Below are 14,577 nucleotides of genomic sequence, written 5' to 3' on the forward strand. Positions count from 1 at the left end.
ATGGCGAGCTTTTTCCCCGGCCCAGGCTCGATGCAGCACATTCGCAATTTTTCCATCATCGCCCACGTCGACCACGGCAAATCGACGTTGGCCGACCGCATCATCCAGCTCTGCGGCGGCCTCGAAGCCCGCGAGATGGAGGCGCAGGTCCTCGACTCGAACCCCATCGAGCGCGAGCGCGGCATCACCATCAAGGCCCAGTCCGTCTCGCTTCCCTACACGGCGAAGGACGGCATCACCTATCAATTGAACTTCATCGACACCCCCGGGCATGTCGACTTCTCCTATGAAGTCTCGCGTTCGCTCGCCGCGTGCGAAGGCGCGCTGCTCGTCGTCGACGCCGCGCAGGGCGTGGAAGCGCAGTCGGTCGCCAACTGCTACACCGCGGTGGAGCAGGGGCTGGAAGTCGTGCCGGTCCTGAACAAGATCGACCTGCCGACGGCCGACGTCGACCGCGTCAAGAAAGAGATCGAAGCGGTCATCGGCATCGACGCCGAAGATGCCGTGGCCATCAGCGCGAAGACCGGCCTGAACGTCGCCGACGTGCTCGAAGCCATCGTGCATCGCATCCCGCCGCCGAAGCCGCGCGACACCGACAAGCTGCAGGCGCTGATCATCGACTCGTGGTTCGACAACTACCTCGGCGTCGTGAGCCTGGTGCGCGTGATGCAGGGCGAAATCGTGCCGGGCGCGAAGATGCTGGTGATGTCCACCGGCCGCACGCACCAGGTCGAAGGCGTCGGCGTGTTCACGCCCAAGCGCAAGCCGCTGAAGAAACTCGGCGCGGGCGAAGTGGGCTGGATCACCGCGTCGATCAAGGACGTGCATGGCGCGCCGGTCGGCGACACGCTCACCCTGGCCGCCGATCCGGCGACCACGCCGCTGCCCGGTTTCCAGGAAATGCAGCCGCGCGTGTTCGCGGGCCTGTTCCCGGTGGATGCCGAGGATTACCCGGCCTTGCGCGAAGCGCTCGAAAAACTGCGCCTCAACGACGCCGCGCTGCGTTTCGAACCGGAAAGCTCCGAGGCGATGGGCTTCGGTTTCCGCTGCGGCTTCCTCGGCATGCTGCATCTTGAGATCGTGCAGGAGCGCCTGGAGCGCGAGTACGACCTCAACCTGATCACCACCGCGCCGACGGTGATCTACGAAATCCTCAAGACCGACGGCAGCGTCATGCCGCTCGACAACCCGGCCAAGATGCCGCCGGTGAACCAGATCGAGGAAATCCGCGAACCGATCATCCGCGCCAACGTGCTCACGCCGCCCGACTACGTCGGCAACGTGATCACCCTGTGCGAAGAAAAGCGCGGCTCGCAGGTCGGCATCACGTACATGGGCAGCCAGGTGCAGATCAGCTACGAGCTGCCGATGGCCGAAGTGGTGCTGGATTTCTTCGATCGGCTCAAGTCGGTCTCGCGCGGCTATGCCTCGCTGGACTACCACTTCGTCCGCTTCCAGCCCGGCCCGTTCGTCCGCGTGGACACGCTGATCAACGGCGACAAGGTGGACGCGCTGTCGATCATCACCCACCGCGCGCACGCCGACCGCCGCGGACGCGACCTCACCGAGAAGATGCGCGAACTGATTCCGCGGCAGATGTTCGACGTGGCCATCCAGGCCGCGGTCGGCTCGCAGATCATCGCGCGCAGCACGGTCAAGGCGCTGCGCAAGAACGTGCTGGCCAAGTGCTACGGCGGCGACGCCACCCGCAAGAAGAAGCTCCTCGAGAAACAGAAAGAGGGCAAGAAGCGGATGAAGCAGGTCGGACGCGTCGAGATCCCGCAGGAAGCTTTCCTCGCCGTCCTGCAGGTCGATAACAAGTAAGCTTGCCCCGGCACGGACCGGCAACAAGGAGCTGGCATGGTGTGGTTCGAAACGATCCTGGTGGTGCTGACCCTGCTCACCGGGATCATCTGGCTGGGGGACAAACTGTTGTTCGCGAAGCGTCGCAAGCAGGAGGCCGGCCTGCTCGACGAGAAGGAGCCGCTGCTCGTCGATTACTCGCGCGCCTTCTTCCCGGTCCTGGCGATCGTGCTGGGCCTGCGCAGCTTCGTGGCCGAGCCCTTCCGCATCCCCTCCAGTTCGATGATGCCCTCGCTGCTGATCGGCGACTTCATCCTGGTCAACAAGTTCGCCTACGGCCTCCGGCTGCCGATCTCCAACAAGAAGTTCGTCGCCATCGGCGAGCCCAAGCGGGGCGACGTGGTGGTCTTCCGCCCGCCGCACCACCCCGACCAGGACTGGATCAAGCGGGTCATCGGCCTGCCGGGCGACACGGTCGCCTACCGCGACAACACCGTGTTCGTGAACGGCGTCGCGCTGAAGTACCAGCAGATCGGCGAATATGCCGGCAAGGGGCAGGGGGCGGACATGACCGGCGCGGACCTTCGGCAGGAAGGGCTGCCGGGTCGGCCGCACCCCGTCCTGGAACGCGAGGACTCTCCGTTCTCCATGCAGGGGGAAGGGGAATGGGTGGTCCCGCCCGGTCACTATTTCGTGATGGGCGACAATCGTGATAATAGCGAGGACAGCCGTTTCTGGGCCGTGCACTTCCTGCCGGAGGAAAACCTCCGCGGAAAAGCGTTCCTGATCTGGTTCAACTGGGACAAGCAGGCCGGCGGCGTGGATTTCTCGAGGATCGGCTCGAACATCCCGTAACCGTCGCCGCATTTCGATCGACCCGAGGGGAAGGGGACAACATGAAGCGTTCGCAGAGCGGCATCTCGATGTTGGGATTCATCATGATCCTCGCGGTCGTGGGCGTCGGCGTGTACGTCGGCATGAAGACCATCCCGATGTACATCGAGTTCTACACGGTGAAGAAGTCGCTCGAGGGCGTCTCGCTCGAGCCGGGCGTCAACAACGCCCCGCCCGATCGCCTCAAGACCATGTTCTTCCGCCGCCTCGACGTGAACTACTCGGAAAACGTGAAGCCCGAGAACGTTTCGATCGAGCGCATGGAAGGCGGCTGGCACATGACGGTGTCGTACGAAGTGCGCCGTCCGTTGATCGCCAACCTGGATGTGGTGGGGAATTTCGTCGCGGAAAAGGACATGACCCACGGTGGTCCGGCCGACTGACGCCCTCCGCCTGCCCGGATACGACTTCGTCGATCCGGGCCTGCTGGCGCAGGCGCTCACGCACCGCAGCGCCGCGCCGCTGCACAACGAGCGGCTGGAATTCCTTGGCGATTCGCTCGTCAATCTGTTCGTCGCCGAAGCCCTTTACAAACGCTGGCCGCGCGCCGACGAAGGCACGCTGACGCGCGCGCGCGCCGAACTGGTGCGCGAATCGGCGCTCGCATCGATCGCCCGCACGCTCGATCTCGGCGCGTACCTGGTGCTCGGCCCCGGCGAGATGAAGTCGGGCGGGCATCGCCGCGACTCGATCCTCGCCGATGCGGTCGAAGCCATCGTCGGCGCGATCCACCTGGATGCCGGTTTCGAGGCGTGTCGCGCCGCGGTGTTGCCGTGGTTCGAAGCGGCCATCGATGCCTTGCCGCCGCCGAACAAGATCGGCAAGGACGCGAAGACGCGTCTGCAGGAGTGGTTGCAGGGGCGCGGCAAACCGCTGCCGGTTTATCGATTGGTGTCCGAAAGCGGCGACGAGCACGCGAAGATCTTCCGCGTCGCCTGCGCCGTGGCCGAGCCCGCGGTGGAATGCGAAGGCGAGGGGACCTCGCGCCGCGCAGCCGAACAACTGGCGGCCGAAGCGGTGCTGCAACAGATCGCGCCCTGAATCAGCGCGGCTTCGACAAGCGCCCCAGGTCCGCCAGCATCTCCCAGGATTTCAGGCCGCGCGCCCCCAGGTGATACGCCAGCACCTCGCGCATCGTGCGTCGCAGGCTCGCAAGGTCGTCGCCTTCGGGTTGCACGTCGCCGGCAAGCGCCAGCAACGCGCGACCGGTGGCCGCGTTGTCGCGATCGGCTTGCCCGCGGTCGTGGCGGACGCGCCGCGCGCCCTGTTCCGGATCCAGGCGATAGCGTGCGGCCGGATCGAGCGGCACGCCGTCGGTGTCGGCATCCAGGACCAAACCGAAGCCCAGGGCTTCGAGCAGGTCGCGTTCGAATCGACGCAGCGTCCACGCCAGCGGCGCATCGCTCGCCAGGTGCGTGCGCACCTCGCCGTAGGCATCGAACAATTCCGGCAGCGCATCGCCGCGCGGCGCCAGGCGCAGGACCAGTTCGTTGACGTAGAAGGAAGCGAGCGCGTTGTCGCCCTGCAACACCGGCGCGGCATCGAGCGCTTCGGCGCTGCGCAGTTGCGCGAGTTCACCGCGCAGCACTGCATCCAGCCGGATGTATTGCATCGGTTGCAGCGCCGCGCGCAGCACGTGCCGCTTCGGCCCTTGCACGCCGCGCGCGATCAGGCCCATGCGGCCCTGTTGGTCGGCGAGGACTTCGACGAGCAGGCTCGTCTCGCGCCAGGGGCGCGCGTGCAGCACGTACGCCGCTTCGCCGGCGATGCGCACGCGTCAGTCGTGGTATCCGAGCGTACGCAGCGCGGCTTCGTCGTCCGACCAGCCTTCGCGCACGCGTACCCAGGTCTCCAGGAAGACCTTGCCGTCGAACAGGCGCTCCATCTGTTCGCGCGCGCGCGTGCCGATTTCGCGCAGGCGCTCGCCCTTGTTGCCGATCACGATGGCCTTCTGCCCGTCGCGTTCGACCCAGATCACGGCATTGATGCGCCACATCCGCCCATCGAGTTCGAACTTCTCGATCTCCACGGTCGTGGCGTACGGCAATTCGGCGCCGAGCTGGCGCATGAGTTGTTCGCGCACCAGTTCGCCGGCGAGGAAGCGCTGGCTCTTGTCGGTGATCTCGTCTTCGCCGTACAGCGCGGCCTGCTCGGGCACGAGCTTGAGCAGGTCGTCGACCAGCGGCTCCAGGCCCTTCTTCTTCAGCGCGGAAATCGGATGCACCGCGGCGAAGTCCCGTTCCTTCGCGATCTTCGCGAGGAAGGGCAGCAGCGTGGTCTTGTCCTTGATGCGGTCGACCTGGTTCACCGCGAGCACGACGGGCACGCCGGCTTCCTTCAGTGCGTCGTACGCCAGCGTGTCTTCGTCGTCCCAGCGCCCGGCTTCGATGACGAGCAGGGCCGCATCCACGCCTTCGAGCGCACCGCGCGCGGCGCGGTTCATCCAGCGATTCATCGCGCGCTTCTGCTCGCGATGCAGGCCGGGAGTATCGACCAGCAGCAATTGCCCGTGCGGGAAGGTCGCGATGCCGAGCAAGCGGTGCCGCGTGGTCTGCGGGCGGTTGGAGGTGATGCTGATCTTGAAGCCGACGAGCGCGTTGACCAGGGTCGACTTGCCCACGTTCGGGCGGCCGATCACGGCGACGTGGCCGGCGCGGAAAGGTTGGGTATCCATGGCGGGCATTGTAGTCCCCCATGCCGAAGCCGCGGCCCTGATCCCCCTTCCAAGGGGGATCGAGCGCGCCCGGGCGCGCTCGAGGGGGATAAAGCTCACGCGTATGCCGCTATCCTCCCGCCCCAATGAGACGCGCGCTGACTCTCGTCTGCCTGGTGGCCCTCGCGGCCAACGCCCACGCGCGCACGCTCGAAGCGGACATCGCGAAGATCACCTTGCCCCTCGGCACGCTCGAAGGCGTCCACGTCCAACTGGAGTGGCCCGCGACCGCACCGCAAGGCACCCTGCGCCTGCAGACCGCGCGCCTGCAGGCCCCGGATCTCGGCGTCGACGCACGCAACCTGGCATGGACATGCCCCTTGCAGCGCATCGACGCGCACGGCTGGGGCTGCGACGGCGAACTGCGTGCGGGCAAGCACACCTTCCGTCTCGGCATCGCCTTCGACGAAGCGGGCCTGTCGGGGACGCTGCGGCAAGGCCGCGGCACGATGGCCGTGCAACGCGGCACCGCGACGCCCGATCTCACGCGCATCGACCTCACCCGCGTCCCGATCGCCTGGGCGCAGAGCCTGCTGTCGAAAAGTTGGGCCGACGCGCGCCTGCAAGGCGGGACGCTGGACGGGCGCGTCGATGTCGCCGCACCGACCAAAGGCCCGCTGCGCATCTCCGGTCGCCTGCAGGCCGGAGACGTCAAACTCGAAACCACCGATGCGAGCATCGCCACCGATCACCTGCGCGGCACCTTCGATTTCGACTATCGCATCGTCGATGCACCGCGCCCTTCGTTGCTGACGCTGGACGGCACGCTGCACGGCGGCGAAGTGCTTGCAGGCAGCGCGTACATCGCGTTGCCGCCTTCGCCCGTGCGCCTGTCGATCAGCGGCGAACATCGCGACGGCGCCGGTTGGTCCTTGCCGTCGATCGCGTGGACCGACGGCGACACGCTCTCCGTGCGCGGCCGCGCCGCCTTCGCCGAAGACGCCACGCTGCGCCTGCTCGACGTGGCGCTGCACAGCGGCGACCTGGCGCCCGTGCGCGACCGCTATCTCTCCGGCCCGCTCGGCACCGCGGGCCTGTCCGACATCACGCTCGCCGGCGCGCTGGATGCGCAACTGCATTACGAAGGCGATGCGCTGCAATCCTTCAGCGTCGTTCCGCACGCGGTCGACATCGAAGACGGCGATGCGCATCGTTTCGCCTTCATCGGCCTGGGTGGCGACCTGCGTTATTCGGCGACCGCGCCGGTGGAAAGCGCGCTGACCTGGCGCGAGGGATCGCTGTACGAATTGCCCTTCGCGCAAGCGCGCTTGCCGATGCGCAGCGGACAGGGCGCGATCGCGCTCACCGACGCCGTGCCCGTTCCCTTCCTCGGCGGCACGCTGCGCTTCGAGAACATGACCCTGCGTCCACCGTCGGGCGAGCAGGGCGCCGATGCCGTGTTCGGCCTGGGCGTCGAACACCTGGACATCGGCAAGCTCGCGACGACCTTCGGCTGGCCCGCCTTCCGCGGCGAACTCACCGGTCGCCTGCCGCGCGCGCATTACGCGAACGAGCGCCTGGATTTCGAAGGCGGCCTGTCGCTGGCGGCGTTCGATGGCCGCGTGGATGTGTCCTCGCTGTCGATGGAACGTCCCTTCGGTGTCGCGCCCACGCTGGCGGCCGACTTGAAGATCGAAGACCTCGACCTGCTCCCGCTGACCGAGGTGTTCGACTTCGGCAGCATCAGCGGGCGGCTGGACGGGCGCATCGACGCCCTCCGCCTGGTCGACTGGACCGTCACCGCCTTCGACGCCGACCTGCACACCGACCCCACGCACAAGACCCGCCAGCGCATCAGCCAGCGCGCCGTGCAGAGCATTTCCAGCGTCGGCGACAGCTCCTTCGTCTCCAGCCTCCAGGGGCAGGTGATCGGGCTGTTCGACGATTTCGGCTACAAGCGCATCGGCATTGGCTGTCTGCTGGCCAACGAGGTCTGCCGGATGCGTGGCCTTCATTCAGCAGGCGACACCTTTACTATCGTCGAAGGCGCGGGCCTCCCTCGGCTGACGGTCGTCGGCATCCACGGCAACGTGGATTGGCCTACGCTGGTCGAGCGCCTCGCGGCGGTCGCCGGCGGCGAGGTGACACCCGAGGTCCGCTGATGGACGATGCAACCAACCAATGCAACCCTGTCGATCCAAGGAGCGTTTCAATGTCCGCCACGCGCAAAGTCCGCAGCAAGTTCGCGCCGACCGCGGCGAGTTTCGCCGCCATGGCGCTGCTCAGCGCCTGCGTCACCATCAACGTGTATTTCCCCGCGGCGGAAGCGAAGGAAGCGGCGAAGGAGTTCGTCGAGAAGGTCATCGGGGACGACATGCCCGGTGCCAAGCCCGAAGCCAAGCCTGAAGACAAGAAGCCCGGCGGTGGCGGCGGCATGGCCAGCCTGCTGCAGCGCATCGATCCGCTGAGCCTGATCGGCATCGGCAGCGCCTACGCGCAATCGCAACCCGACATCACGATCAAGACGCCGGCCATCCAGGCGATCCAGGCCCGCATGGCGGCGCGTTTCGATGCCTCGCTGCGCAAGGGCTTCGACCTGGGCGCGCTCGGCTTCAGCAAGGACGGCCTGGTGGTGCTGCGCGACCCGGGCTCGCTGGAATTGAAGGATCGCGTCGGCATGCAGAAGGCCGTGGCCGACGACAACCGCGACCGCGAAGCGGTCTACAAGGAAATCGCGGTCGCCAACGGTCACCCTGATTGGGAAAAGAACATCCGCAGCGTCTTCGCCAAGCAGTGGGTCGACAGCGCCCGCGGCGGCTGGTGGTACCAGGACGCCGGCGGCAGCTGGAAGCAGAAGTAAGCGGAAGAGCGGGAATGGGGAATCGGGAATAGGGAATGGGGGCGGGCTGCCCGCGAAAGTACAATTCCCCATTCCCCTTTCCCCATTCCCCCCGCCTTGGCCCGCCTCGACCAGACCCCCTTCGAAATCAAGATCTCCGGCCTCACCCACGACGGTCGCGGGGTCGCCCGCCGGCCCGATCCCAAAGTGCCCGGTGCGGGCAAGGCGATCTTCATCGCGGGCGCATTGCCCGGCGAGACCGTCGTCGCGCAGCAGACCGCGCGCCATCGCAGCTTCGATGAAGCCAGGACGCTGGAGGTCCTGGAGGCCTCGCCCGATCGCGTGCCCGCGCGTTGCCCGCATTTCGGCGTGTGCGGCGGTTGCGCCTTGCAGCACCTGGATGAAGCCAGGCAGATCCACGCCAAGCAAAGCGTGTTGATGGAAAACCTCGAGCGCATCGGCCACGTCACGCCCGACACGGTGCTCGAACCCCTGGTCGACGCCGCATGGGGCTATCGCCGCAAGGGGCGCTTTTCCGTGCGCCGCGTGGAGAAGAAGGACAAGACGCTCGTGGGCTTCCGCGAACAGGATCCGCGCTTCGTCGCCGACCTGCGCGAATGCCATACGGTGATCCCGCAGATCGGAATGAAGATCGAAGCGCTCGCTGCGCTGGTCGATGGCATGGATGGCCGGCGCGACATTCCGCAGATCGAATTCATCGCCGGCGACATCGCGCCCGATGGGAGCGGCATCGCGCTGGTGTTCCGTCACTTGGCGCCGCTGTCGCCGCGCGATACGCAGGCGTTGGAGGATTTCGCGAAGGAACACGGCTTCGCGGTGTTCCTGCAACCCGGCGGCATCGATTCGGTGCATGCCCTTTGGCCGCACCAGCCCAAGCTCGCCTTCACCTTGCCGGCGTGGGACATCGAACTGCTGTTCCGTCCGCTCGACTTCATCCAGGTCAACGCGGGCCTGAACCAAACCATGATCGCCAAGGCGCTCGCGCTGCTCGACGTGCAGCCGGGCGAGCGTGTGCTCGATCTGTTCTGCGGCCTCGGCAATTTCACGCTACCGCTGGCGCGTACCGCCGGTGAGGTGGTGGGCGTCGAAGGCGATGCGGGCCTGATCCGTCGGGCGCGCGAGAACGCGACGCACAACCAACTGACGAACGTCGACTTCCACGCCGCCGACCTGGCGCAGGACTTGTCCTCGCATGCCTGGATGCGCGCCGGGTTCGACCGCCTGCTGCTCGACCCGCCGCGCTCGGGCGCCGATGTCGTGCTGAAACAACTGTCCCTCGACGGGCTCAAGCGCATCGTCTACGTGAGCTGCCACCCGGCCTCGCTGGCGCGCGATGCCGGTTACCTGGTGAACGAGCGCGGCTGGAAGCTGCGCGCCGCCGGCGTGATGGACATGTTCCCGCACACGGCGCACGTGGAAAGCATCGCGATGTTCGAACCGCGCTGAACGTATGATCCGAAGAATTCCGAAGGAGTCCCCCGCATGCTCGTGATCGGCGTCGCCGGCACCGAACTCTCCGCGCAGGAGCGCGACTGGCTGCAGCACGATGCCTGCGCCGGCGTGATCCTGTTCACCCGCAACTTCGCCTCGCGCATGCAGATCGCCGAGTTGTCGCAGGCCATCCGCGAAGCCGCGCCGCGGCCGCAGCTGGTCTGCGTCGACCAGGAAGGCGGGCGCGTGCAACGCTTCCGCGAGGGGTACAGCGCGCTGCCCTCGCTCGAACAGTTCGGCAAGCTCTACGGCAGCCAACCCGACCGTGCGATCGCGCTGGCGAAGGAACACGCCTGGGTGATGGCGAGTGAAGTGCGCGCCAGCGGCGTGGACCTGAGCTTCGCGCCGGTGGTCGACCTCGGCCGCGGCAACCGCGCCATCGGCGACCGTGCGTTCTCCGCCGATCCGCAGATCGTCGCCGAGTTCACGCGCGCGTATGTCGAAGGCATGCACGCAGCCGACATGGCCGCGACGCTCAAGCATTTCCCGGGCCACGGTTCGGTGCTGGAAGACACGCACTTCGACGATGCGATCGACAACCGCACGCTCGACGAAATCCGCGCGCTGGATCTGATGCCCTTCGTCGCGGGCATCGACGCCGGCGCCGACGCGGTGATGATGGCGCACGTGGTGTATCCGAAGGTCGCGCCGGAACCGGCGGGCTACTCGCCGTTGTGGATCGAGGACATCCTGCGCAAGGAGATGGGCTTCAAGGGCGTGGTGTTCTCCGACGACATCGGCATGGCCGCGGCCTTCTCGGCCGGTGGCGTGAAGTCGCGCATCGATGCGCACCTGGATGCCGGTTGCGATGTCGTGCTCGTCTGCCATCCCGAGCTGGTGCCCGAATCGCTCGCCGCGGTGGAAGGGCGCAAGCTCAACACGATGGCGCTCGCCGGCCTGATCGGCCGCGGCCCGCTCGCGTGGGAAGGCCTGCTGGCCGATGCGCGCTATACCGACGCGCATGCGCGCTTCGGCGGCGACCTCGCATGAACGCCGCGCCCCTGGCCGATGCCCTGAAGCGTTCGGTCGTCGTGCACGACCGGCAGGCGATCGAAGAAGCGATCGCGCGCATGTCGGTGCGCATCCGCAACGATTTCGCGGGCAGCGTGCCGGTGTATCTGACGGTGATGCATGGCGGCTTGCCGTTCGCCGCGCAGTTGGCGCTCGAACTGGGCGCGCGCGGGCTCGACCTGGAATTCGATTACCTGCATGCCACGCGTTATCGCGGCGCGCAGTCCGGCGGCACCCTGCACTGGAAGCACCGGCCCGCGACGCCCTTGCGCGGGCGCCGCGTGTTGCTGGTCGACGACATCGTCGATGAAGGCCACACGCTGGCCGAAGTGCGCGCGTGGTGCCGCAGCGAAGGCGCCACCGACGTCCGCATCGCCGCGCTCGCGGTGAAGGCGCACAACCGCTGCGTGCCGGGCCTGACGGCCGATTACTCGGGCCTGGTCGTGCCGGATCGCTACGTCTATGGCTACGGCATGGACTACCACGAACAGGGCCGCAACCTGCCGGCCATTTACGCACTCGAATGAGCATCGCTGGAGTGAGCATGCACCACGCCGATCTCGCGCTCGCCGTCATCGGCGGCACCGGGGTGTACCGGATCGCCGAACTGGAAGACGTGCAGAGCCACTTGCCGGAAACGCGCTACGGATTTCCTTCGGGCCCCGTGCGGGTCGGTCGCATCGCCGGGCAACGCGTCGCCTTCCTTGCGCGCCACGGCGAAGAACACGGCGTGCCGCCGCACAAGATCAACTACCGCGCCAACCTCGTCGCGCTGCAGATGGTCGGTGCGAAGCGCGTGCTCGCATTGAACACGGTGGGCGGGATCACCGAGCGCTTCGGCCCGACCGTGCTCGCATGCCCCGACCAACTCATCGACTACACCTGGGGCCGGATCTCGACGCTGTCCGAGGAACCCGGCACCGAGGTGTTGCACGTCGACTTCGGCGATCCCTATTCGCCGGGTCTGCGCGCACAGGTCCTCGCTGCAGCGCAGCGTGCGGGTGTCGCGCTGGTCGACGGCGGTTGCTATGGAGCGACCCAGGGCCCGCGCCTGGAGACGAAGGCCGAGATCGCCCGCATGCGGCGCGACGGCTGCGACCTGGTCGGCATGACCGGCATGCCCGAAGCGGGCCTGTCCCGCGAACTGGGCCTTGAGTACGCGTGCCTGGGCATCGTCGCGAACTGGGCCGCCGGATGCGGCGATGCAGCAGAGATCACGATGGCCGAAGTGCTGGCCAACGTTGAAACCGCTTCCAGCGGCATCCCACCCCTGTTGAGGGCGCTGTTGGGCGGTTTCGGGGGCTGAACGGCTGTTGCCAACCGTTCACACTCATGCATACTCGCGCCGTGCGCAGCGAGCCCCCGCGCCGGCGCACGCACACGCAACCGCATCCAGACGAGGTCACACAGGTTATGCAGTACGGCACCGTGAAGTGGTTCAACGACGCGAAGGGTTTCGGGTTCATCGCCCCGGAAGACGGCAGCGCCGATGTGTTCGTGCATTACTCGGCGATCAACAGCAAGGGCTTCCGCAGCCTTCAGGAAGGCCAGCGCGTGAGCTACGACGTCGTCCAGGGCCCGAAGGGTGCCCAGGCCGCCGGCGTGGTGCCCGTCGCCTGAGTCTCGAGCGCATCGTTTCGCTCGGAAAGCCCCGCGAATAGCGGGGCTTTTTTATTGGGGTATCGTCGATGGGTGGCCGCCGACAACCAACCGACGGAATTCGCCCCGCGTGACCTCTGGCGCGACGACCTCGCGCTGCGCGAGGCCCTGGACCGCGAAGCGGGCGTCGCCTTCACCGATCGCATCGCCACCTACGGCGCACTGGCTGGCGACAAGCTCCACGCACTCTCCTTCGATGCACACCGCGACCGCCCACGCCTGCGCACGCACGATCGTTTCGGCACGCGCATCGATCGCGTCGAATTCCATCCGAACTACCACGCGCTCATGCGGGCGGCGATCGAACATGGCGTCGCCGGCCTGTCATGGCACGAGCCCGTCCCCGGCGCGCACGTCGCGCGCGCGGCGCTGAGTTATCTGCATCACCAGGTCGAGCCCGGCACGAGTTGCCCGTTGACGATGACGCACGCGGCGGTGCCCGCGCTGCGTCGCGCACCGGCGTTGGCGGAGTGGGCCGAGAAGGCGGCGGCGCCGCACTACGATCCGCGCGAAGTGCCGATCGCCGACAAGCGTGGCCTCACCCTCGGCATGGGCATGACGGAGAAGCAGGGCGGCTCGGACGTGCGCGCGAACACGACCCGCGCCGAATCCCTCGGCGGCGACGACTACGCGCTGACGGGCCACAAGTGGTTCTTATCCGCGCCGATGTCCGACGGCTTCCTCGTCCTCGCGCAGGCGCCGGGCGGTTTGACGTGCTTCCTGTTGCCGCGTCGCCTGCCCGATGGCGCGAAGAACGCGTTCACGCTGATGCGCCTGAAGGACAAGCTCGGCGATTGGTCCAACGCCTCTTCCGAAGTCGAATTCCAGGGCGCACGTGCCACGCGCGTCGGCGAGGAAGGACGCGGCATCGCCACGATCCTGGACATGGTGATGCTCACGCGCCTGGATTGCATGCTCGGCTCGGCGGCGGAGATGCGCATGGCGCTCGCGCAGGCGCTGCATCACGCGCGGCATCGCATGGCCTTCGGGAAGCTGCTCGCGCAGCAGCCCCTGATGCGCAACGTGCTCGCGGATCTTGCGATCGAATCCGAAGCCGCGCTCGCGTTGTCGATGCGCGTCGCACGCGCGGTGGATGCGGCCGCGCACGACTCGCGCGAGGCCGCGTTCGCGCGCATCGCCACGGCGATCGGCAAATACTGGATCTGCAAACGGGCGCCGGCCTTCGTCAACGAAGCGCAGGAATGCCTCGGCGGCAATGGTTACGTCGAGGAGTCGCTGCTGCCGCGCCTGTATCGCCAGGCGCCGCTCAATTCGATCTGGGAAGGCAGCGGCAACATCCAATGCCTCGACGTCCTTCGCGCCTTGCATCGCGAACCGGAAACCGGCGAGGCGTTTTTCGCCGAGCTCGGCGAAGGGCTGCATCCCGCGCTCGATGCGGCCATCGCGCGGCTGCGCCAGAGGATGCACAGGCCCGACGAAGCCACCGCGCGCCTGCTGGTCGAGCGCATGGCGCTCGCGTTGCAGGCCGCGATCGTGTTGCGTGCGCAGTCGCCCATCGCGCCGCTGTTCTGCGAAAGCCGCCTGGCCGCTGCGCACGGCCTCGCGTTCGGTACCTTGCCCGTCGACGACGCGGCCTTCGAATCGATCCTGTCGCGCGCGCTTTGATCAGCCCGCGAAGAACCCGCGCCCGCGCGCGTCTTCCAACTGCGGCGCAAGCCATGCCCACAACGCAGGGCAGCCCGCTTCGATGGGCGGACCGACCTTGCGGATCACGCGCTCGTAGGCGATCCCGTTCTCGACCCAGCTCCCGCCACCGTTGGCGAGGTTGAGCAAGACCGGCATCGCGCGATCGGCCGCATGTGCGAAGCGCGCCTCGGGCGTTTCGCCGGCTTCGAATTCTTCCCACAGCGCGAGGAAGCGCGCGCCATGCGCATTCGGCAACATCCCGAAGATGCGCTCGACCGCCACGCGTTCGGCGGCCTTGCGCTCGGCCAGGCCCGTGTCGTCGTAGACGATGGTGTCGCCGGTATCGATCTCGCCGATGTCGTGCACCAGCAACATCTGCATCACGCGATGCACGTCGACGCCCGGCTCGGCGAACTCCGCCATCGCGCCGGCGAGCATCGCGATCTGCCAACTGTGCTCGGCCGAATTCTCGTAGCGGTCCAGGCCGATGGGCCGCGACTTGCGCGTGACGCCCTTGAGGCGATCGAGCTCGAGGATGAAGTCCACGACATGTTGCATG

General features: G+C 67.3%; 15 protein-coding genes. 12 read left to right on the forward strand and 3 right to left on the reverse strand.

The window, feature by feature from the left end:
- Nucleotides 1-30: 30 nt before the first annotated feature.
- Genes lepA through rnc form a run of 4 tightly spaced genes read left to right on the forward strand, consistent with a single transcriptional unit; the run spans nt 31 to nt 3,738 of the window.
- Complete coding sequence (lepA, locus tag AB4059_RS12755; protein ID WP_498964000.1) at nt 31-1,824, forward strand: translation elongation factor 4; 1,794 nt, start codon at nt 31-33, stop codon at nt 1,822-1,824.
- Nucleotides 1,825-1,860: 36 nt separating this feature from the next.
- Nucleotides 1,861-2,658, forward strand: a complete 798-nt coding sequence (gene lepB / locus AB4059_RS12760) for a signal peptidase I (RefSeq protein WP_498979370.1) — start codon at nt 1,861-1,863, stop codon at nt 2,656-2,658.
- Nucleotides 2,659-2,699: 41 nt separating this feature from the next.
- A complete protein-coding gene (locus tag AB4059_RS12765) occupies nt 2,700-3,080 on the forward strand; it encodes a DUF4845 domain-containing protein (RefSeq protein WP_498979371.1) in 381 nt (126 codons plus the stop codon).
- Complete coding sequence (gene rnc / locus AB4059_RS12770) at nt 3,064-3,738, forward strand: ribonuclease III (RefSeq protein ID WP_498979372.1); 675 nt, start codon at nt 3,064-3,066, stop codon at nt 3,736-3,738. The genes AB4059_RS12765 and rnc overlap by 17 nt, the downstream gene beginning before the upstream one ends.
- 1 nt (nt 3,739) lies before the next feature.
- Here the strand turns inward: rnc and recO are convergent, their stop codons facing one another.
- Both recO and era read right to left on the reverse strand, forming a co-directional pair.
- A complete protein-coding gene (recO, locus tag AB4059_RS12775) occupies nt 3,740-4,471 on the reverse strand; it encodes a DNA repair protein RecO (RefSeq protein WP_498979373.1) in 732 nt (243 codons plus the stop codon).
- A 3-nt stretch (nt 4,472-4,474) separates the two neighbouring features.
- On the reverse strand, nt 4,475-5,371 hold the full coding sequence (gene era / locus AB4059_RS12780) for a GTPase Era (RefSeq protein WP_498979375.1): 897 nt from the start codon (nt 5,369-5,371) through the stop codon (nt 4,475-4,477).
- Between the two features lie 125 nt (nt 5,372-5,496).
- Here era and AB4059_RS12785 point away from each other — a divergent pair, with 125 nt between their 5' ends.
- From AB4059_RS12785 to AB4059_RS12820, 8 genes are all read left to right on the forward strand, one after another.
- Nucleotides 5,497-7,512 carry a translocation/assembly module TamB domain-containing protein gene (locus AB4059_RS12785; protein WP_498979376.1) on the forward strand — a complete coding sequence of 672 codons (2,016 nt, stop codon included), beginning with the start codon at nt 5,497-5,499 and terminating at the stop codon, nt 7,510-7,512.
- Between the two features lie 50 nt (nt 7,513-7,562).
- Complete coding sequence (locus AB4059_RS12790; RefSeq protein ID WP_498979377.1) at nt 7,563-8,210, forward strand: YdbL family probable chaperone protein; 648 nt, start codon at nt 7,563-7,565, stop codon at nt 8,208-8,210.
- An 84-nt stretch (nt 8,211-8,294) separates the two neighbouring features.
- A complete protein-coding gene (rlmD, locus tag AB4059_RS12795; RefSeq protein WP_498979701.1) occupies nt 8,295-9,656 on the forward strand; it encodes a 23S rRNA (uracil(1939)-C(5))-methyltransferase RlmD in 1,362 nt (453 codons plus the stop codon).
- Between the two features lie 36 nt (nt 9,657-9,692).
- The gene (gene nagZ, locus AB4059_RS12800) at nt 9,693-10,691 is read left to right on the forward strand and encodes a beta-N-acetylhexosaminidase (protein ID WP_498979378.1); all 999 of its coding nucleotides are present in this window, start codon (nt 9,693-9,695) and stop codon (nt 10,689-10,691) included.
- Nucleotides 10,688-11,239, forward strand: coding sequence for a hypoxanthine-guanine phosphoribosyltransferase (locus AB4059_RS12805; protein WP_498964020.1), 552 nt, complete (start codon nt 10,688-10,690; stop codon nt 11,237-11,239). Before nagZ ends, AB4059_RS12805 begins: the two co-directional genes overlap by 4 nt.
- Nucleotides 11,240-11,256: 17 nt before the next feature.
- Entirely contained in the window at nt 11,257-12,018 is a 762-nt protein-coding gene (locus tag AB4059_RS12810; protein WP_498979380.1) for an S-methyl-5'-thioinosine phosphorylase, read from the forward strand.
- Between the two features lie 107 nt (nt 12,019-12,125).
- The gene (locus AB4059_RS12815; protein ID WP_036169005.1) at nt 12,126-12,332 is read left to right on the forward strand and encodes a cold-shock protein; all 207 of its coding nucleotides are present in this window, start codon (nt 12,126-12,128) and stop codon (nt 12,330-12,332) included.
- Between the two features lie 54 nt (nt 12,333-12,386).
- Complete coding sequence (locus AB4059_RS12820) at nt 12,387-13,997, forward strand: acyl-CoA dehydrogenase family protein (protein WP_498979382.1); 1,611 nt, start codon at nt 12,387-12,389, stop codon at nt 13,995-13,997.
- Here the strand turns inward: AB4059_RS12820 and AB4059_RS12825 are convergent, their stop codons facing one another.
- Nucleotides 13,998-14,576: an HD domain-containing protein gene (locus tag AB4059_RS12825; protein WP_498979383.1), complete on the reverse strand. Its 579-nt coding sequence runs from the start codon at nt 14,574-14,576 to the stop codon at nt 13,998-14,000.
- Between the last annotated feature and the right edge of the window lies 1 nt (nt 14,577).

This window comes from Lysobacter sp. 2RAF19, from assembly GCF_052115395.1.
GTDB lineage: Bacteria > Pseudomonadota > Gammaproteobacteria > Xanthomonadales > Xanthomonadaceae > Noviluteimonas.